This is a genomic window from Microbacterium paraoxydans (assembly GCF_900105335.1).
Classification (GTDB): domain Bacteria; phylum Actinomycetota; class Actinomycetes; order Actinomycetales; family Microbacteriaceae; genus Microbacterium; species Microbacterium paraoxydans.
Genome location: NZ_LT629770.1, coordinates 744120 through 759513, shown reverse-complemented (window position 1 = coordinate 759513; position 15394 = coordinate 744120). Strand labels below are relative to the sequence as shown.

15 protein-coding genes are annotated in these 15394 nt (G+C 68.8%); 14 read left to right on the top strand and 1 reads right to left on the bottom strand.

Going from position 1 to position 15394, the window contains the following annotated elements; all coding sequences use genetic code 11:
* Positions 1-61: 61 nt before the first annotated feature.
* From ftsZ to BLU02_RS03835, 13 genes are all read left to right on the top strand, one after another.
* Positions 62-1216 carry a cell division protein FtsZ gene (gene ftsZ / locus BLU02_RS03895; protein WP_060922670.1) on the top strand — a complete coding sequence of 385 codons (1155 nt, stop codon included), beginning with the start codon at positions 62-64 and terminating at the stop codon, positions 1214-1216.
* Positions 1213-1920, top strand: coding sequence for a YggS family pyridoxal phosphate-dependent enzyme (locus BLU02_RS03890; protein ID WP_060922669.1), 708 nt, complete (start codon positions 1213-1215; stop codon positions 1918-1920). The genes ftsZ and BLU02_RS03890 overlap by 4 nt, the downstream gene beginning before the upstream one ends.
* Positions 1921-1963: 43 nt before the next feature.
* The gene (locus BLU02_RS03885) at positions 1964-2437 is read left to right on the top strand and encodes a cell division protein SepF (protein WP_025105082.1); all 474 of its coding nucleotides are present in this window, start codon (positions 1964-1966) and stop codon (positions 2435-2437) included.
* A 3-nt stretch (positions 2438-2440) separates the two neighbouring features.
* Positions 2441-2740: a YggT family protein gene (locus BLU02_RS03880; RefSeq protein ID WP_025105081.1), complete on the top strand. Its 300-nt coding sequence runs from the start codon at positions 2441-2443 to the stop codon at positions 2738-2740.
* Between the two features lie 181 nt (positions 2741-2921).
* On the top strand, positions 2922-3521 hold the full coding sequence (locus BLU02_RS03875) for a DivIVA domain-containing protein (RefSeq protein WP_083370877.1): 600 nt from the start codon (positions 2922-2924) through the stop codon (positions 3519-3521).
* Between the two features lie 9 nt (positions 3522-3530).
* The gene (gene lspA, locus BLU02_RS03870; RefSeq protein ID WP_254635588.1) at positions 3531-4103 is read left to right on the top strand and encodes a signal peptidase II; all 573 of its coding nucleotides are present in this window, start codon (positions 3531-3533) and stop codon (positions 4101-4103) included.
* Positions 4104-4105: 2 nt separating this feature from the next.
* A complete protein-coding gene (locus BLU02_RS03865) occupies positions 4106-5026 on the top strand; it encodes an RluA family pseudouridine synthase (protein WP_060921224.1) in 921 nt (306 codons plus the stop codon).
* A 56-nt stretch (positions 5027-5082) separates the two neighbouring features.
* On the top strand, positions 5083-5664 hold the full coding sequence (locus tag BLU02_RS03860; RefSeq protein WP_060921223.1) for a GNAT family N-acetyltransferase: 582 nt from the start codon (positions 5083-5085) through the stop codon (positions 5662-5664).
* Between the two features lie 50 nt (positions 5665-5714).
* The gene (gene dnaE, locus BLU02_RS03855; protein WP_060921222.1) at positions 5715-9233 is read left to right on the top strand and encodes a DNA polymerase III subunit alpha; all 3519 of its coding nucleotides are present in this window, start codon (positions 5715-5717) and stop codon (positions 9231-9233) included.
* A 67-nt stretch (positions 9234-9300) separates the two neighbouring features.
* Positions 9301-10527, top strand: a complete 1227-nt coding sequence (locus BLU02_RS03850; RefSeq protein WP_060921221.1) for a hypothetical protein — start codon at positions 9301-9303, stop codon at positions 10525-10527.
* A gap of 1 nt (position 10528) precedes the next feature.
* Positions 10529-11833, top strand: coding sequence for a histidinol dehydrogenase (hisD, locus tag BLU02_RS03845; protein ID WP_060921220.1), 1305 nt, complete (start codon positions 10529-10531; stop codon positions 11831-11833).
* A 10-nt stretch (positions 11834-11843) separates the two neighbouring features.
* The gene (gene nrdR, locus BLU02_RS03840; protein WP_025105071.1) at positions 11844-12314 is read left to right on the top strand and encodes a transcriptional regulator NrdR; all 471 of its coding nucleotides are present in this window, start codon (positions 11844-11846) and stop codon (positions 12312-12314) included.
* A gap of 10 nt (positions 12315-12324) precedes the next feature.
* Entirely contained in the window at positions 12325-13362 is a 1038-nt protein-coding gene (locus BLU02_RS03835) for a quinone-dependent dihydroorotate dehydrogenase (RefSeq protein ID WP_060921219.1), read from the top strand.
* Here BLU02_RS03835 and BLU02_RS03830 read toward each other — a convergent pair.
* Positions 13337-13909 (bottom strand): DUF3043 domain-containing protein, encoded by a 573-nt coding sequence (locus BLU02_RS03830; RefSeq protein ID WP_060921218.1) that lies wholly within the window; start codon positions 13907-13909, stop codon positions 13337-13339. The genes BLU02_RS03835 and BLU02_RS03830 overlap by 26 nt on opposite strands.
* A gap of 45 nt (positions 13910-13954) precedes the next feature.
* Here BLU02_RS03830 and BLU02_RS03825 point away from each other — a divergent pair, with 45 nt between their 5' ends.
* Positions 13955-15358 (top strand): dipeptidase, encoded by a 1404-nt coding sequence (locus tag BLU02_RS03825; RefSeq protein ID WP_060921217.1) that lies wholly within the window; start codon positions 13955-13957, stop codon positions 15356-15358.
* The last annotated feature ends 36 nt before the right edge of the window (positions 15359-15394 follow it).

Sequence of the window (15394 nt, the reverse complement as noted above, 5' to 3'; positions counted from 1 at the left end):
TACACCTCTAGTTGAGGTTTAAGGTTCACCCCTTCCAGGCTCTACTAATCGGAGGCCGGCCATGAGCCAGAACCAGAACTACCTCGCCGTGATCAAGGTCGTCGGCGTCGGCGGTGGCGGCGTCAACGCCGTCAACCGCATGATCGAGCTCGGTCTCCGCGGAGTCGAGTTCATCGCCGTCAACACCGACGCCCAGGCGCTGCTCATGAGCGACGCCGACGTCAAGCTGGACGTGGGCCGCGAGCTCACCCGCGGTCTCGGCGCCGGTGCCGACCCCGAGGTGGGTCGTCGCGCCGCAGAGGACCACGCGGAGGAGATCGAGCAGGCCCTGACCGGTGCCGACATGGTCTTCGTCACCGCCGGAGAGGGTGGTGGCACCGGAACCGGTGGTGCTCCCGTCGTCGCCCGCATCGCCAAGTCGATCGGTGCGCTGACCATCGGTGTCGTGACGAAGCCGTTCTCCTTCGAGGGGCGTCGTCGCCAGAGCCAGGCCGAGGCGGGCGTCGCGAAGCTGAAGGAAGAGGTCGACACCCTCATCGTCGTCCCGAACGACCGTCTGCTCGAGATCAGCGACCGCGGCATCTCGATGATCGAGGCGTTCGCGACTGCCGACCAGGTCCTCCTCGCCGGTGTGCAGGGCATCACCGACCTCATCACGACCCCCGGTCTCATCAACCTGGACTTCGCCGACGTGAAGTCGGTCATGCAGGGAGCGGGATCCGCCCTGATGGGCATCGGCTCGGCCCGCGGCGCCGACCGCGCGATCAAGGCGGCGGAGCTCGCCGTCGAGTCGCCGCTGCTCGAGGCCTCGATCGAAGGCGCGCACGGTGTGCTGCTGTCGATCCAGGGTGGCTCGAACCTCGGCATCTTCGAGATCCACGACGCCGCGGACCTCGTCAAGGAGGCCGCGCACCCGGAGGCCAACATCATCTTCGGCACGGTCATCGACGACACGCTCGGCGACGAGGTGCGGGTGACCGTGATCGCCGCCGGCTTCGACGGCGGCGAGCCCTCGCTGCGGCTGGACCCGATGGTCGTCTCGCGTCCCTCCACCGCGTCCCTTCCCGAGGTGGCGCTGTCGGAGACCTCCGAGCCTGCGGCCGAGAAGAGCACGCCCGAGCCCGCCCCGGCGCCGACGGCACCGCGCACGCCGACGACGAGCATCGAGCCGGCCTTCGCCGACGACGACATCGACATCCCCGAATTCCTGAAGTGACGACACCGGTCGGCGCTTCGGCGCCATCGGACCTGGCCGCGCGGCTGTCGGCGATCGACGAGAAGATCGCCGACGCCGCGCGTGCCGCCGGGCGGTCCCCCGAGGAGATCACCCGGATCGTCGTCACCAAGTTCCACCCCGCCTCCCTGGTGCGCGATCTGCACGCTCTCGGAGTGCACGCGGTGGGGGAGAACCGGCAGCAGGAGCTCACCGCCAAGGCGGGCGAGCTCTCCGGCCTCGACCTCGAGTGGCATTTCATCGGGCAGGGGCAGACGAACAAGGCCGCGGCGATCAGGCGGAGCGCCGACGTCGTGCATTCCGTGGACCGTGACCGGTTCGCGGACGCCCTGCACCGTGCGGCCGAGACCGACGAGGTGCTCGACGTACTCGTCCAGGTGAATCTCACCGAGGATGAGGGCAGGGGAGGCGTGGCGCCGGCGTCAGCCGTGGCGCTGGCCGAGCACGTGCTCGGCCTGTCCTCGCTGCGGCTCCGTGGTGTGATGGCCGTCGCGCCCCTCGACGAGGATCCCGCGCGCGCCTTCGCCCGTCTGCACCACATCGCCGCCGACGTGCGGACCGTCGCTCCCGACGCGACGTGGATCTCCGCCGGGATGACCGGCGACTTCGCCGAGGCCATCGCCGCCGGCGCGACACACCTGCGGATCGGTTCCGCAATCACGGGACCGCGCCCCGCCCGGGGTTAACCTGTGACAAGACCAGCCCGAAACGTTCGAACCGGAGGACACGATGGGTAACCCGCTGAAGAAGACCATGGTGTATCTCGGCCTCGCCGACGAGGAAGAGGTCTACGAAGAGGAGACGCCGGCGCCCGCCCGCGCCCAGCGTGAGCGTGAGCGTGAGCGCGAAGAGCCGGCTCCGGCTCCCGTCACGCCCCTCCGTCGTCCCGTCGCCGTCCGCCAGCCCGCAGCAGGAGCCGTGAACGAGATCCTCACCGTCCACCCGAAGCAGTACCGCGACGCCCAGCTGATCGCGGAGAGCTTCCGCGAGGGCGTCCCGGTCATCATCAACCTCTCCCAGATGAGCGACGCCGACGCGCGCCGCCTCATCGACTTCGCGAGCGGTCTCTCCCTCGGCCTCTACGGCCGGATCGAGCGGGTGACCTCCAAGGTATTCCTGCTCTCGCCGGAGAACATCGCGGTGTCCGGCCACGGGGGTATCGCGCACGCAGACGCCGAGTCTGCGGGCTTCGACCACTCGTAGACCGTGCAGCTGGTCTCGGTCCTCGCCAGCATCGTTCATCTGGTGCTGCTGGTCTACATCCTCGTGCTCTTCGCGAGGCTCATCCTGGACTACATCCCGATGTTCAATCGGGAATGGCGTCCCAAGGGCTTCGGTCTCGTGGCCGCCGAGGCGGTGTACACCGTCACCGATCCGCCCATCCGGTTCTTCCGGCGGATCATCCCGCCGCTCCGTATCGGTCAGCTCTCGCTGGACTTCGGCTTCGCGCTGACCCTTCTGGTCGTCCTGATCCTCATGAACATCGTCCGGTTGTTCATCCGCTGACCACCCCGCGTGTCGCGCCCGGTGACGGCGGCGAGTTCACCGAGCCTGGGTGTCGTGGCATCGCGACCCCAAGGCTCGGGGGCTATGCTGGCACCCAGGTGCGCGCCCCGGGTTCGCGCCACATCACGAACACGCCATACATCGGTACTGGCAATCGAACTCATCGAAAGAGGAGCCACCCATGGCACTTACCCCGGATGACGTCGTCACCAAGCAGTTCCAGCACGTCCGCTTCAAGGACGGCTTCGACCCGGACGAGGTCGACGACTTCCTCGACGAGATCGTCATCGAGTGGCGCAAGGCCCTCGAGGAGAACGCCGAGCTGAAGGCGAAGCTCGCCGCTTATGAGTCGGGCTCCACGCCTGCTCCCGCCGCTGCCGCCGAGCCGGAAGCCGCTGCTCCCGCCCCGGCCGCCGCCGAGGCTCCCGCCGCCGACGCCGCACCGACCGGCTCCGCGACCGCGACCGCCGGCATCATCGAGCTCGCGCAGCGTCTGCACGACGAGCACGTGGCCGAGGGTGAGGCCAAGCGCAACCAGCTCATCTCCGAGGCCGAGGCCGAGGTCGCACGTATCCGCACGGAGGCCGAGGCGAAGCAGCGCGAGGAGACCGCACGCCTGGAGCGCGAGCGCAACACGCTGGAGGCGCGCATCACGGAGCTGCGCAACTTCGAGCGCGACTACCGCTCGCAGCTCCGCGGCTACATCGAGGGTCAGCTCCGCGAGCTCGACGAGAAGTCGGCGTCCACGGACTCCACGCCGGTCTCCGCGATCGGCCTGTAAGGCGCCCTCTTGTCAGGACGTCGTCCCCTTCGTCGGTCGGCGGCCGGTGCGATCGTTGCGATTCTCGCAGCGGTCGTGCTGGCCGCCGATCAGTTTGTGAAGTACCTCACCATCGAGAATCTGCCGCTCCACGAGGCGGTCCCGGTCCTCGGAGAGTTCCTGCAGCTCTACTACGTGCGCAACCCCGGTGCGGCGTTCTCCCTCGGCTCGGGCGTGACCTGGATCTTCACCATCGCCCTCGCGGTCGTCGCAGGCGTCATCGTCTGGAAGGCGTTCGGACTGCGGTCGCGTCTCTGGGCTGTCGTCCTCGGGTGCCTGCTCGGAGGGGTGCTCGGCAACCTGTCGGACCGTCTCTTCCGGGCCCCCGGCTTCCCGGTCGGGGAAGTGGTGGACATGATCTCCATGCCGTGGATGATGCCGGCGATCTTCAACGTCGCCGACATCTTCATCGTCACCGGGATGATCTCGGTGGCTCTGCTCGTCGTCTTCGGGCTGCGGTTCGACGGCACGCGAGAGCGAGACCACGCCCCGATCGAGACCGACGAGGACGCCGAGGCGGCTGCGGCGTCCGAGGAGCGCTGACCGTGGAGTCGCGTTCGCTGCCCGTCCCGGACGGGCTCGACGGTACGCGGGTCGATGCCGCCCTCGCCAAGCTCCTCGGGTTCTCGCGGACCTTCGCGGCGGAGGTGGCCGCATCCGGCGGCGTCCGCCTGGACGGCGTCACCCTCGACAAGTCGGACCGCCTGCGCGGCGGTGCGTGGCTGGACGTCGAGTGGGAGCCGAAGGAGGGGCCGAAGATCGTGCCCATCGCGGTGCCCGAACTCGGGATCGTTTACGACGACGATGACATCGTCGTGGTGGACAAGCCGACCGGGGTCGCTGCCCACCCCTCGCTCGGGTGGGAGGGACCCACGGTCGTCGGCGCTCTCGCCGCCGCCGGGTTCCGCGTCGCCACCAGCGGCGCGCCGGAGCGTCAAGGCGTCGTGCACCGGCTGGACGTCGGGACGAGCGGGCTCATGGTCGTCGCCAAGAGCGAGTCCGCGTACACGGCCCTCAAGCGCGCGTTCAAGGAGCGCACGGTCGAGAAGATCTATCACGCGGTGGTGCAGGGGCATCCGGACCCGCTCGTGGGCACGATCGATGCGCCGATCGGTCGGCACCCGAACCACTCCTGGAAGTTCGCCGTCGTCCCGGACGGGAAGCCCTCCGTGACACACTACGAGACGCTCGAGGCGTTTCCCGGTGCCTCTCTGCTCGAGATCCATCTGGAGACGGGTCGTACGCACCAGATCCGCGTGCACATGGCGGCGCACCGGCACCCGTGCGTCGGGGACCCGCTCTACGGCGCCGATCCGACGCTCTCCGCCCGCCTCGGACTCACGCGGCAGTGGCTGCACGCGCATCAGCTGGCATTCGCCCATCCGACGACGGGGGAGTGGGTGCAGTTCGCCTCGCCCTATCCGGAGGACTTCCAGCACGCGTTGGACGTGCTGCGCGGGGAATAGCTCATCCGCCGGGGCGTCAGCGCGCCGGTGTCCGGGGTGTCCGCCACACTGACCACATGAGCATCGTGGTGCGCCCGGCGACGGTCTTCGATGACGTCGCCGCGGTCGTGGGTCCGAAGAAGTCGACGTCGAACGTCTGCTTCTGCCTGAGCTATCGGATCGGCAACAAGGAGAACGTCTCCCTTCGCGGTCCCGCACGGGCCGAGCGGGTGCGTGAGCTCTGCCACCAGGATCCTCCCCCCGGCGTCCTCGCCTACCTCGACGACGAGCCGGTCGGCTGGGCGGCGTTGCACCCTCGACGCGACACGAGCTTCGCGCGCAATCGTCTCATCCCGCATGTCGACGACCTCGACGTGTGGTCACTGTGGTGCTTCCGGGTCCGCCCAGGGCATCGCAAACAGGGTGTCTCCCACGCCCTCATCGAGGGCGCGGTCGCCTACGCGCGCGATCGGGGCGCACCCGCGATCGAGGGGTATCCGGTCGACAACGCCGGCGCGAAGGTGAACCTCACGATGGCGTACGTCGGGACGCGGCGTCTCTTCGAGAGCGCGGGGTTCGCGAAGGCGGCGGACACGGGCTCCGTCCTCGACGGCTTCCCTCGCGTGCTCATGCGGCTGGACCTCCGCGAGAAAGCGTGAACCGGGAGCCGACGCCTCCTCGTGTCCGGGGCCGAACGTAGACTCGAAGCATGGCATCCGACTCCTTCGTCCACCTGCACGTGCACAGCGAGTACTCGATGCTCGACGGGGCTGCGAAGATCAACGCGATGACGCAGGCGGCCGCCGATTACGGCATGCCGGCGATCGCGGTGACGGACCACGGGAACACCTTCGCGGCGTTCGAGTTCTACAACGCGGCCCGCAACGCCGGCATCAAGCCCATCGTGGGTCTCGAGGCCTACGTCACTCCGGGCACGCACCGCAGCGACAAGACCCGCGTGCAGTGGGGCTCGGCGGACCAGCGCAGCGACGACGTGTCGGGTTCGGGCGCGTACACCCACATGACCATGTGGAGTCAGAGCACGGAGGGCATGCACAACCTCTTCCGGCTGAGCTCGCTGTCGAGCATGGAGGGTTACTACTTCAAGCCGCGTATGGACCGCGAGCTGCTCCAGACATACGGCAAGGGGCTCATCGCCACGACGGGGTGCCCGTCGGGAGAGGTGCAGACGCGGCTGCGGCTCGGGCAGTACGACGCCGCCCGCGCGGCTGCGGCGGAGTTCCAGGACATCTTCGGCAAGGAGAACTACTTCGCCGAGATCATGGACCACGGCCTGTCGATCGAGCGCCGGGTCATGACCGATCTGCTGCGGCTCGCGAAAGACCTCGGCATCCCGCTCGTGGCCACCAACGACTCGCACTACACCCACCAGCACGAGGCCGACGCCCACGCAGCCCTGCTGTGCGTGCAGTCCGGCTCCACGCTCGACGACCCGAACCGCTTCAAGTTCGACGGCGACGGGTACTACATCAAGACCGCGGCCGAGATGCGGCAGCTCTTCCGGGACCACCCGGAGGCCTGTGACAACACGCTCCTGATCGCCGAGCGCTGCGAGGTGGAGTTCAACACCTCGGCGAACTACATGCCGCGGTTCCCGGTCCCCGACGGCGAGACCGAGGACAGCTGGCTCATCAAGGAGGTCGAGAAGGGCCTCCACTACCGGTACCCGAACGGCATCCCGGACAAGGTGCGCAAGCAGGCCGAGTACGAGACCGGCATCATCCTCCAGATGGGCTTCCCCGGGTACTTCCTCGTCGTCGCCGACTTCATCAACTGGGCCAAGGACAACGGCATCCGGGTCGGTCCGGGACGTGGCTCCGGTGCCGGTTCGATGGTCGCCTATGCGATGAAGATCACCGACCTCGACCCTCTCGAGCACGGTCTGATCTTCGAGCGGTTCCTCAACCCGGACCGCGTCTCGATGCCCGACTTCGACGTCGACTTCGACGACCGTCGTCGCGGCGAGGTCATCGAGTACGTGACCCGGAAGTACGGGTCCGAGCGCGTCGCGCAGATCGTCACGTACGGCACGATCAAGTCGAAGCAGGCGCTCAAGGACGCCGGTCGCGTCCTCGGCTTCCCGTTCAGCATGGGCGAGCGACTCACCAAGGCCATGCCCCCGGCCGTGATGGGCAAGGACATGCCCCTCGACGGCATGTTCGACTCTGCGCACCCGCGCTACAAGGAGGCGAGCGAGTTCCGCGCCCTCATCGAGACCGACCCCGAAGCGAAGACGGTCTTCGATCGGGCCCTCGGCCTCGAGGGGCTGAAGCGACAGTGGGGCGTGCATGCCGCCGGCGTCATCATGTCGTCGGAACCCCTGCTCGACATCATCCCGATCATGCGCCGCGAGCAGGACGGCCAGATCGTCACGCAGTTCGACTATCCGTCGTGCGAGTCCCTCGGCCTCATCAAGATGGACTTCCTCGGCCTCCGGAACCTCACGATCATCTCGGACGCGCTCGACAACATCCGGATGAACCGCGGTGAGGAGCTCGATCTCGAGCACCTCGGTCTCGATGACCCCGCCGTCTACGAGCTGCTGGCCCGCGGCGACACGCTCGGCGTCTTCCAGCTCGACAGTCCGCCGCTGCGTTCACTCATGCGGCTCATGAAGCCGGACAACTTCGGCGACATCTCGGCCCTCATCGCGCTGTACCGTCCGGGGCCGATGGGTGCGAACTCCCACACCAACTACGCGCTGCGCAAGAACGGGCAGCAGGAGATCACCCCGATCCATCCCGAACTCGCGGAACCGCTCGCTGAGATCCTGGAGGAGTCCTATGGACTCATCATCTACCAGGAGCAGGTCATGGCCATCGCGCAGAAGGTGGCCGGGTTCAGCCTCGGTCAGGCCGACATCCTGCGCCGCGCGATGGGAAAGAAGAAGAAGTCCGAGCTGGACAAGCAGTATGCGGGGTTCGCGGCGGGAATGACCGAGCGCGGCTTCGGGGAAGGAGCGGTCAAGGCGCTGTGGGACATCCTCCTGCCGTTCTCGGACTACGCCTTCAACAAAGCGCACTCCGCCGCGTACGGTCTCGTGTCCTATTGGACCGCCTACCTCAAGGCGCACTACCCGGCCGAGTACATGGCCGCACTCCTCACGAGCGTCGGCGACTCGAAAGACAAGATGGCGCTCTACCTCAACGAGTGCCGCCGAATGGGCATCAAGGTGCTGCCGCCGGACGTCTCCGAGTCGATCAACTTCTTCGCGGCCGTCGGCGATGACATCCGCTTCGGCCTCGGCGCCGTCCGCAACGTCGGCACGAACGTCGTCGACGGCATCGTGCAGTCGCGCAAGGACGAGCGGTTCACCTCGTTCCATCACTTCCTCGACAAGGTGCCGCTGCACGTCGCCAACAAACGCACGGTCGAGTCGCTGATCAAAGCCGGGGCCTTCGACTCGATGGGTGACACCCGTCGGGCCCTCCTCGAGATCCATGAAGACGCCGTGGAGGCGGCGGTGGACCGGAAGCGCAACGAGGCTCAGGGCGCCATCGGCTTCGACTTCGACAGTCTCTACGACGGCATGGAGGAGGCGGCACCCGCGAAAGTGCCCCCTCGTCCCGAGTGGATCAAGAAGGACAAGCTCGCCTTCGAGCGGGAGATGCTCGGCCTCTATGTCTCTGACCACCCGTTGGCTGGTCTAGAGGTCCCGCTCGCGAAGCATGCCTCGATCTCCATCCACGACCTCAACAACTCCGAGGACCTGCAGGACGGCGATCAGGTCACCGTGGCCGGCCTCGTCACGAGTGTCCAGCATCGTGTGGCGAAGGCGAGCGGAAACCCGTACGGAATGATCACCGTGGAGGACTTCAACGGCGAGGTCACCGTGATGTTCATGGGCAAGACGTACCTCGAGTTCCAGCACACTCTGCAGCAGGATGCGATCCTCGCCGTGCGCGGGCGCGTCTCCCGGCGTGATGACGGCCTGAACCTGCATGCCCAGTCTGCCTTCGCCCCCGACGTCGGCTCCTTCGATGCAGCAGGGCCCCTGTCTCTCGTCCTCGCCGAGCAGCGCGCGACGGAACGGGTCATGACGGAGCTGGCCGAGGTGCTCCGGCGGCACAGCGGGGACACCGAGGTACTGCTGCGCGTGCATCGCGCTGGCACAGCGAAGGTGTTCGAGGTGCCTATGCCGGTGAAGGTCTCCGCCGACCTCTTCGGTGACCTCAAGTCACTGCTCGGACCAACCTGTCTGGGGTGAGCGGGTAGGATCGGGAGCCGTCGAGAGCACCGGAAAGATGTGGTGCGCCGATGAGGAAAGGACGACTATGAGCACGGATCTTCCCGAGCCGGACGCCGAAGCGGTGTTCAGCGATGAGGACGGCGTCCTCTACGACGACGAGGTCACGCCGGAGTACGGCATCCTCGGATTCACGCTGCGCGAGCTCCTGATCGTCGGAGTCTGGCTGGTCTCCTTCCTCGTGTCCTTCTTCCCGCTCAGCGGGGGGATCTCGCTCTGGGGCATCGGCATCCAGTGGATCCTGCCGATCGGCGTGCCGACGGTCGCCGTGTTCCTCCTCGTCCTCCGGCGGTTCTCACCCGACGGCATCCGCCGGGTGGGGTCGCTCGGCATCGATCAGTTCGCCTCCGTGGCCTTCTCGGTCTCGGCGTGCGTGTGGGCCGGCAACCTGTGGCTCGCCCTGTCGGCCGTCATCTCCACCGGCAACTGGGGTCTGCCCTGGAACGCCGTCGTGCAGGTCATCACCTCGACCGCGCTCGTCGTGCTCACCGTCTTCGCCCCGCTCATCCCGGGCCTCAAGGAGGACTTCCAGGGGCGGCTCGTCACTCTCGCGCACCGCAACGCCAATCCGGTGCGCCCGGTGATCGCACGGCCGCGTCCCGAGGCGACGTCGAGCGGATCCGCCGCTGAGGCCCCTGCCGCCGCCGAGTCTCCCGCTGCGGCGGCCGAGGGCGAGACAGCCGTGATCTCCGACGCCGATGCCGAGCAAAGCACCGGTGACGCGGACGCCGCCGCCGATCTCCGCGACACCGACACCGACACGCGTGACGTGTCGGCGAACGGCGCGGATCGCGTCCCTCTCACCGCGCATGCCTCGGGCGGGGGAACCGGAACCGTGCCGGTCTCCGCGGAAGACGAGTACACCCCGGTCTACTCGCGGCGGTCCCGCGGGGAGCAGCCGGAGATCGTTTCCGACACCGGCAGCATCGAGTCACTGTTGGGCGCCAAGGCGCTCTCCGAGGAGGAACTCGCGGCCGCGCAGGAACCGGCATCGGAAGACGTGACGGCGGTGCATTCCGTCATCGACGATCACCAGGCCGCCGCTCCGCGTCGGAACACGCCCGAGGCGCAGCCCTTCTGGATCCTCGCCCCGACCGAGCGCGACGTGCACGACGAACGCGGAGAGCCGATCTTCCGCATCGGTCCGACCGCCTGGGCGCTCGTCATCGAGGATCGGGGCGGGGCGTTCGTCGTCCGCCACGATGACGGCCGCATCGGCTATCTCCACGACATCGCCGGCATCACGAAGGGCTGACATGCGCACGATCGATCTGCGGGGGCGCGAGCTCTCGCCCGCTGACATGCTCGCGGCCGTTCCGCGCGCGACCCAGGCACGAGCCGAGGCGCTCGACACCGCCGCGCGTCTCGTCGACGACGTGCGGGATCGCGGCGAGGACGCGCTGCGGGAGCAGGCGGAGCGGTTCGACCGGGTCACCGGGCACGCTGTGCGGGTGCCGGAAGCACACCTCGCGGATGCGCTGTCGAACCTGGCTCCGACGGTCCGCGCTTCCCTCGAAGAGGCCATCCGACGTGTGTGCCTGGCCTCGGCCGCGCAGGTCCCCGCACCGCAGGTGACGAGGATCGGCGAGGGAGCGACCATCACGCAGCGCTGGCAGCCGGTGGCCCGTGTCGGGGTCTACATCCCCGGGGGCAAGGCCGTCTACCCGTCGAGCGTCGTCATGAACGTCGTCCCCGCGCAGGTCGCGGGGGTGCAGCAGATCGCCCTCGCCTCGCCGCCGCAGGCGGACCAGGACGGTCGCGTCCACCCGACCATCCTGGCCGCCGCGGCGCTGCTCGGGGTCTCCGAGGTCTACGCGATGGGCGGAGCCGGAGCCATCGGTGCGCTCGCCCACGGTGTCGCGAGCCTGGGGCTCGATCCCGTCGACGTCGTGTCGGGACCCGGAAACAACTACGTCGCGTCGGCGAAGCGGGCCGTCGCCGGGGTGGTCGGCACCGACTCCGAGGCCGGCGCGACCGAGATCCTCGTCGTCGCCGACGCCGACGCCGACCCTCGCCTCATCGCCGCCGACCTCGTCAGCCAGGCCGAGCACGATGAGCAGGCCTCGGCCGTCCTCGTGACGGATGCCCTGGAGATCGCGGAGCAGGTCCGCGCAGAGGTCGAGCAGCAGGCTGCGCGCACGCGGCACAGCGAACGCGTCGGGGCTGCGCTGTCCGGCCCGCAGTCGGCGATCGTGCTGGTGGACGATCGAGCGACGGCGGCCGCGTTCAGCAACGCCTACGCCCCGGAGCACCTGGAGCTGCACCTCGCGGATGCGGAGGAGGCGGCAGCCGCCTTCACGAGCGCCGGTGCCGTGTTCGTCGGCGACCAGACCCCCGTCAGCCTCGGTGACTACATGGCCGGAAGCAACCACGTGCTGCCCACCGGCGGTCAGGCCCGCTACGCACCGGGCCTGGGCGCCTACACGTTCCTCCGCCCACAGCAGGTCGTCTCCTACGACCGCTCGGCCCTGGCCGCTGTTCGGGAGGGCGTGGTCGCGCTCGCCGAAACCGAGGTGCTCCCGGCCCACGGCGAGGCGATCGAGGCCCGCTTCACCGCGTAGGATCTGTCAGATGCACTGCCCCTTCTGCCGTCACCCCGACTCCCGGGTCATCGATTCCCGCACCAGCGACGACGGACTCTCGATCCGTCGGCGCCGTCAGTGTCCGGAATGCGGAGGACGGTTCTCCACGACGGAGACGGCGAGCCTCAACGTCATCAAGCGCTCGGGCGTCATGGAGCCCTTCAGCCGGGAGAAGGTCATCTCCGGCGTGCGCAAGGCCTGCCAGGGGCGTCCCGTGACGGAGGCGGACCTCGCGATCCTCGCGCAGCGGGTGGAGGAGGCGGTCCGACAGACCGGCGTCTCCCAGCTCGACACGAACGAGATCGGCCTCGCCATCCTGGGGCCGCTTCGTGAGCTCGACGAGGTCGCCTTCCTCCGCTTCGCGAGCGTCTACCAGGCGTTCGACTCGCTCGAGGACTTCGAATCCGCGATCAGCGACCTCCGGGCCGACCACGCGAAGGCGGAGGCGGCGGACCGGTAATCTGGCAGGGATGTATCCGCTGCTCTTCCGCGCCGTCCTGTCGCGCTTCGACCCCGAGTTCGCCCACCACGCCGGCATGGCGGTGATCCGCGTACTCGGTGTGCCGCCGCTGTCGTGGGCCACCCGCGCGATGACCCGCCCTGACCCTTCGCTTCGCGTCGAGGCCCTGGGGCTGACGTTCCCGTCGCCGTTCGGCATCGCGGCCGGGTTCGACAAGAACGCCGTCGGGGTTCGCGGACTCGCGGCGCTCGGCTTCGGCCACGTTGAAGTCGGCACGGTCACGGCTGTCCCGCAGGAGGGCAACCCGAAGCCGCGCCTGTTCCGGCTGGTCGAGGACCGGGCGGTCATCAACCGCATGGGCTTCAACAACCGGGGCGCGGATGCCGCAGCCCGTCGTCTCGCCCGCCTTCGCCGCGGCGCCCCCGACACGGTGATCGGCGTGAACATCGGCAAGAGCCGCGTGGTGGACGTCGAGGACGCCGTCGCCGACTACGTCGCCTCCGCCACCCGCCTGGCTCCGCTGGCCGACTATCTCGCGGTCAACGTCTCATCGCCGAACACTCCCGGGCTGCGGGGTCTGCAGGCGGTGGAGACCCTGGCGCCGCTGCTGCGAGCCGTCCGTGACGCGGCCGGGTCCACTCCGCTGCTCGTGAAGATCGCCCCCGATCTGCCGGATGACGAGATCACCGCGATCGCGCGGCTCGCCGTCGAGGAAGGGCTCGCGGGCATCATCGCCCACAACACGACGATCAGCCGTGACGGACTGCGCACCGATGCGGCCGTCGTCGAGGCGGCCGGTGCGGGCGGTCTCTCCGGTGCTCCGCTCAAGAAACGATCGCTGGAGGTGCTCCGGGTCGTCCGTGCCGCGGTCCCCGAGGACTTCTGCGTGATCGCGGTGGGCGGTGTCGAGACGGCCGCCGATGTGCAGGAGCGTCTGGATGCCGGAGCCACCCTGGTCCAGGGCTACACGGCGTTCCTCTACCGCGGCCCGTTCTGGGGCCGCGAGATCAACCGAGGACTGGTCAGTCGGGGTACTGCCCGCGCTTGACCTGCGGCTTGGGCAGGCGCATGAAGCGCATCTGCAGAGCCCGCATGCCGGCGTACCAGCCGAGACCCTTCTCGACGCGGTCCTTGCCGAACTTCGCGGCCGCCTTGCGCTTGACCCGCATGCCGAGGAGGATCATGCCGCCGATCGCGATCACGAGGTAGGCCATCATGAACAGGTACGCGTAGAACGAGATCATCATGTTCGTCGGCAGCAGCGAGGCCAGGATGACGAGCACCATGACGCCCATCACGAACTCGGCGGGGTGCCAGCCGGCGTCGACGTAGTCGCGCACCCACCGGCGCTGCGGGCCCTTGTCACGCGCGGGGAGGTACTTCTCCTCGCCGGCGGCCATGCCGGCCTGCGCCTTCGCGCGGCGCTCGTTGAGCTCGGCGCGAGCCGCCGCCTTCGCCTCCTTGGTGTTCGCCACGAGGGGGCGCCGGCGCGCAGCCTCCTGCTCGGCGCGGGTCGGCGTCGCGCGTCCCTTGCCGACGGCAGGCGTCTGGGGGGCGTCGTCGTTCGTCGAAGGGGAGGCGGGGGTAGTGGCCACGAGGTTCCTCGGTTCGCTGGGGTGGGTCGCCTTAAGATTACTCGCATGACCTCACCTGCACTTCCCAGCGAGTCCGACGCCGCCGTCCTCGAAGCGGTCGCCACCGGCATCCCCTCCGCGCTGTCGGACCTCGGGAGCCTCGTGCGCATTCCCGGCATGGCCTGGCCCGCCTTCGACCAGACGCAGCTCGAGCGCAGCGCCGACGCCGTCGCCACGCTCGCGCGCGGCACCGGGGTGTTCGACGAGGTGAAGGTACTCCGTGCCGACATCCCCGGTACCGACGAGCAGGGCCAGCCCGCCGTCCTCGCGACGCGCGCGGCGCGGAACGGGAAGCCGACGATCCTCCTCTACGCCCACCACGACGTGCAGCCTCCGGGGGACGACGCCCTGTGGGAGACGCCGCCATTCGAGCCGACGGTGCGTGACGGCCGCCTGTACGGACGCGGCGCCGCGGACGACAAGGCCGGCATCATGGCCCACATCGGCGCGATCCGCGCGGTCGCCGAGGTGCTCGGAGACGACCTCGACCTCGGGATCGCGATGTTCATCGAGGGGGAGGAGGAGTACGGCTCGCGTTCCTTCGCACAGTTCCTCTCCGACAACAAGGAGGCCCTCCGCGCCGATGCGATCGTCGTCGCTGACTCGGGCAACTGGGATTCCGTCACGCCGGGCCTGACCGTGTCCCTCCGCGGCAACGCACGCTTCACCCTGAAGGTGCGCACGCTCGACCACGCGTCCCATTCCGGGATGTTCGGTGGCGCGGTTCCCGACGCGATGATGGCGACCGTGCGACTCCTCGCCACGCTGTGGAACGAGGACGGCTCCGTCGCGGTCGAGGGGATGACCGCTCGGGATGCCGAGACGCCCGAGTACACCGAGGAGACACTGCGCGACGAGGCCGGGCTCCTCCCGGGGACGACGCCCATCGGCGACGGCACGATCCTCAGCCGTATCTGGAACAAGCCCTCCGTCACGGTCATCGGCATCGATGCGACGAGCGTCGCCTCAGCCTCGAACACCCTGCTCCCGGAGGTGACCGTGGTGATCAGCGCCCGTGTCGCCCCCGGGCAGTCCGGTCAGGATGCCTACGAGGCTCTGGAGCGCCACCTCCGTGCACACGCGCCCTTCGGTGCCGAGCTGACCTTCTCCGATGTGGACCTCGGCAACCCCTTCCTCGTGGACACGAGCGGGTGGGCGGTCTCCCTCACCCGCGGCGCGATGCGCGACGGGTACGGCGTCGCTCCGGTGGACCTGGGCGTCGGCGGGTCCATCCCGTTCATCGCGGATCTCGTGCGGGAGTTCCCGGAGGCCCAGATCCTCGTCACCGGCGTGGAGGATCCGCACTCCCGCGCACACAGCCCCAACGAGTCGCTGCACCTGGACACGTTCCGGCACGCGGTGGCGACCGAGGCCCTGCTGCTCGCCCGTATGAACGCGCGGGAGATCTGAGCCTTCCGTCCCCACCGGCGGTAGAATCGTCGGAGA

What these genes read in the sequence shown, in the direction of transcription:
- ftsZ (WP_060922670.1), top strand. Translation starts at nt 62, where the DNA reads ATGAGCCAGAACCAGAACTACCTCGCCGTGATCAAGGTCGTCGGCGTC.
- nrdR (WP_025105071.1), top strand. Translation starts at nt 11,844, where the DNA reads ATGCACTGCCCCTTCTGCCGTCACCCCGACTCCCGGGTCATCGATTCC.
- BLU02_RS03875 (WP_083370877.1), top strand. Translation starts at nt 2,922, where the DNA reads ATGGCACTTACCCCGGATGACGTCGTCACCAAGCAGTTCCAGCACGTC.
- BLU02_RS03850 (WP_060921221.1), top strand. Translation starts at nt 9,301, where the DNA reads ATGAGCACGGATCTTCCCGAGCCGGACGCCGAAGCGGTGTTCAGCGAT.
- BLU02_RS03860 (WP_060921223.1), top strand. Translation starts at nt 5,083, where the DNA reads ATGAGCATCGTGGTGCGCCCGGCGACGGTCTTCGATGACGTCGCCGCG.
- BLU02_RS03825 (WP_060921217.1), top strand. Translation starts at nt 13,955, where the DNA reads ATGACCTCACCTGCACTTCCCAGCGAGTCCGACGCCGCCGTCCTCGAA.
- hisD (WP_060921220.1), top strand. Translation starts at nt 10,529, where the DNA reads ATGCGCACGATCGATCTGCGGGGGCGCGAGCTCTCGCCCGCTGACATG.
- dnaE (WP_060921222.1), top strand. Translation starts at nt 5,715, where the DNA reads ATGGCATCCGACTCCTTCGTCCACCTGCACGTGCACAGCGAGTACTCG.
- BLU02_RS03885 (WP_025105082.1), top strand. Translation starts at nt 1,964, where the DNA reads ATGGGTAACCCGCTGAAGAAGACCATGGTGTATCTCGGCCTCGCCGAC.
- BLU02_RS03835 (WP_060921219.1), top strand. Translation starts at nt 12,325, where the DNA reads ATGTATCCGCTGCTCTTCCGCGCCGTCCTGTCGCGCTTCGACCCCGAG.